General features: G+C 40.9%; 2 protein-coding genes and 2 pseudogenes. All 4 read left to right on the top strand.

Annotated elements, in window-relative coordinates:
• Window positions 1-196 (top strand): annotated as a pseudogene (gene rplA, locus Q0203_RS05505) (50S ribosomal protein L1); the annotation flags it as partial.
• Window positions 197-552: 356 nt separating this feature from the next.
• Window positions 553-1,044 carry a 50S ribosomal protein L10 gene (gene rplJ / locus Q0203_RS05500; RefSeq protein ID WP_021616062.1) on the top strand — a complete coding sequence of 164 codons (492 nt, stop codon included), beginning with the start codon at window positions 553-555 and terminating at the stop codon, window positions 1,042-1,044.
• A gap of 51 nt (window positions 1,045-1,095) precedes the next feature.
• Window positions 1,096-1,467, top strand: a complete 372-nt coding sequence (gene rplL, locus Q0203_RS05495) for a 50S ribosomal protein L7/L12 (protein ID WP_005702046.1) — start codon at window positions 1,096-1,098, stop codon at window positions 1,465-1,467.
• A 268-nt stretch (window positions 1,468-1,735) separates the two neighbouring features.
• Window positions 1,736-3,212, top strand: a pseudogene (rpoB, locus tag Q0203_RS05490) (DNA-directed RNA polymerase subunit beta); the annotation flags it as partial.

Here is a 3,212-nt window from a genome sequence, read left to right as displayed (position 1 = left end):
TGATAAAAACGGTATCATTCACACCACTATCGGTAAAGCAAACTTCTCTGAAGCGCAATTAAAAGAAAACCTTCAAGCGTTGTTAGCCGCTTTAACTAAAGCAAAACCTGCAACTTCTAAAGGTATCTTCATTAAGAAAGTCAGTCTTTCTACGACAATGGGTGCCGGTGTAGCTATCGATCAAGCTTCACTGTAATCCGTAGAAATACGATGAAATATGACCGCACTTTTGTGAGTGCGGTTATTTTTTCCGGCATTTATCGTTGTTGAATTGGTGATTTTTTGTCATCAGGCATTTACAAACGATATTTCGACCGTTATAATCTTTGACCTTTTTAGACCGTAGTTTATTTGCGGTTTAGTATTTCTGGTTGGTGCTTGACCTCATTCAAGCCCCGTCCAAGACCGTAGGGGAGCAATCTTAATTATCCTACGTAGATGGTGAACAGAATAAGAATTTTCTTGCTTCTGTGCACCGAATTCATCCTAATAGTCGTTTTATTAGGTATTTAAATTCCGAGCAATCGGAGTGTATTCAGGAGCTAACAGCCAATGGCATTAAATCTTCAAGACAAACAAGCAATTGTTGCCGAAGTAAATGAAGCAGCCAAAGGTGCCCTTTCTGCTGTGATCGCGGATTCCCGTGGTGTAACAGTAGACAAAATGACCGAATTGCGTAAATCTGCACGCGAAGCCGGTGTTTCTATGCGCGTTGTTCGTAATACTTTATTACGTCGTGCGGTAGAAGGCACTGAATTCGAATGTTTGAAAGACACATTTACCGGTCCAACACTTATCGCATTCTCTACTGAACATCCAGGTGCTGCAGCACGTTTGTTCAAAGAATTTGCGAAAGCAAACGATAAGTTTGAACTTAAAGGTGCAGCCTTTGAAGGTAAGATCCAAGATGTTGAATTCTTAGCAACATTACCGACTTACGACGAAGCAATTGCACGTTTAATGGGCACAATGAAAGAAGCTGCGGCAGGCAAACTTGTTCGCACTCTTGCGGCATTACGCGACAAATTACAAGAAGCGGCTTAATCAAACGTTTCTTCATCCAATTAACTTTATTTACTTTAGGAATTGATTGTTATGTCATTAACTAACGAACAAATCATTGAAGCGATTGCTTCTAAATCTGTAACTGAAATCGTTGAATTAATCACAGCGATGGAAGAAAAATTCGGTGTTTCAGCAGCGGCAGCAGTAGCAGCAGCGCCAGCAGGTGGTGCAGCAGCGGCAGCAGAAGAAAAAACTGAATTCGATGTAGTGCTTGCTGAAGCGGGTGCTAACAAAGTAGCAGTAATCAAAGCAGTACGTGGTGCAACCGGTTTAGGCTTGAAAGAGGCTAAAGACTTAGTTGAATCTGCACCGGCTGTATTGAAAGAAGGCATCGCTAAAGCAGAAGCAGAAGCACTTAAGAAAGAATTAGAAGAAGCTGGCGCGAAAGTAGAAATCAAATAATTTTGATTTTGTTTTGTCCTGTTTCTCAGGCTAAATGGCTGGTGGGTGACCATCAGCCATTTTGTGCTATCAAAAACAGAAGTCAATTTGCCGTTTAATTACTTTTGTTTCCTCAGATTAAATTCAGCATTTTAATTTGAGTCACCCACTCAAGAAGTAAGGTTCATAGTGCGGTCATCTAAAACGGTATCTAATATGTTATCACCAATTTTTGCCCAAATTATTGTGTGTTGATTGTGGGTCACTGAACAGCAAACAGAGGAACCCTATGGTTTACTCCTATACCGAGAAAAAACGAATTCGTAAAGACTTCGGCAAACGTCCGCAAGTTTTAAATATTCCTTATTTATTAACAATCCAGCTTGATTCTTTTGAGAAATTTATTCAACGAGATCCGGATGGTCAGCAAGGCTTAGAAGCCGCTTTCCGTTCAGTATTCCCTATTGTCAGTACCAATGGAAATACCGAATTACAATATGTTAGCTATCAATTAGGCGAGCCGGTATTTGATGTGCGTGAATGTCAAATCCGTGGCACCACCTATGCAGCACCATTACGCGTGAAATTACGCTTAGTAAGTTATGACAAAGACGCTGCACCGGGTACGATCAAAGATATTAAAGAACAAGAAGTTTACATGGGGGAAATCCCCTTAATGACCGATAACGGTACTTTTGTGATTAACGGTACTGAACGTGTTATCGTGTCTCAATTACACCGTAGTCCGGGTGTATTCTTTGATAGTGACAAAGGTAAAACGCACTCTTCAGGTAAAGTGCTATATAACGCACGTATTATTCCTTACCGTGGTTCATGGTTGGATTTTGAATTTGATCCAAAAGATAACTTATATGCGCGTATTGACCGTCGCCGTAAATTACCGGCAACCATTATCTTGCGTGCGCTAGGTTACACCACTGAACAAATCTTAGATCTTTTCTTTGATAAAGTTGTCTTCGAAATTAAAGATAATAAATTACTGATGAATTTAATGCCTGAACGTTTACGTGGTGAAACGGCAGCATTTGATATTGAAGCTAATGGCAAAGTGTATGTTGAACGTGGTCGTCGCATCACTGCACGTCATATTAAAGCTTTAGAAAAAGACAACGTTAGCCAAGTTGAAGTGCCGACTGAGTATATTGTTGGCAAAGTTGCAGCAAAAGATTATGTGGATCTTGAAACCGGTGAATTGGTTTGCCCTGCCAATATGGAGCTTTCTCTTGAGTTATTGGCTAAATTGGCACAAGCCGGTTATACACAAATTGAGACTTTGTTTACGAATGATCTTGATTATGGTCCGTATATTTCCGAAACCTTACGTGTTGACCCTTCTTATGACCGTTTGAGTGCGCTAGTCGAAATCTATCGCATGATGCGTCCGGGCGAGCCACCGACAAAAGAAGCTGCTGAAGCGTTATTTGATAATTTATTCTTCTCTTCCGACCGTTATGATTTATCTGCGGTAGGTCGTATGAAATTCAACCGCTCTTTAGGCATTGAAGAAACTACCGGTAGTGGCACATTAAGTAACGAAGATATCGTTAATGTCATGAAGAAATTGATCGAAATTCGTAACGGTCGTGGTGAAGTGGATGATATCGACCACTTGGGTAACCGTCGTATTCGTTCTGTGGGCGAAATGGCAGAGAACCAATTCCGTATTGGTTTAGTGCGTGTTGAACGTGCGGTGAAAGAGCGCTTGTCTTTAGGTGACCTGGAAGCGGTTACACCACAAGATTTAA

Origin of the sequence: uncultured Aggregatibacter sp., assembly GCF_938046485.1 — a bacterium.
In the GTDB taxonomy this organism is placed as follows: Bacteria; Pseudomonadota; Gammaproteobacteria; order Enterobacterales; family Pasteurellaceae; genus Aggregatibacter.
Note: the sequence above shows the minus strand (reverse complement) of the source record. Positions and strands in the feature narration are given on the sequence as shown.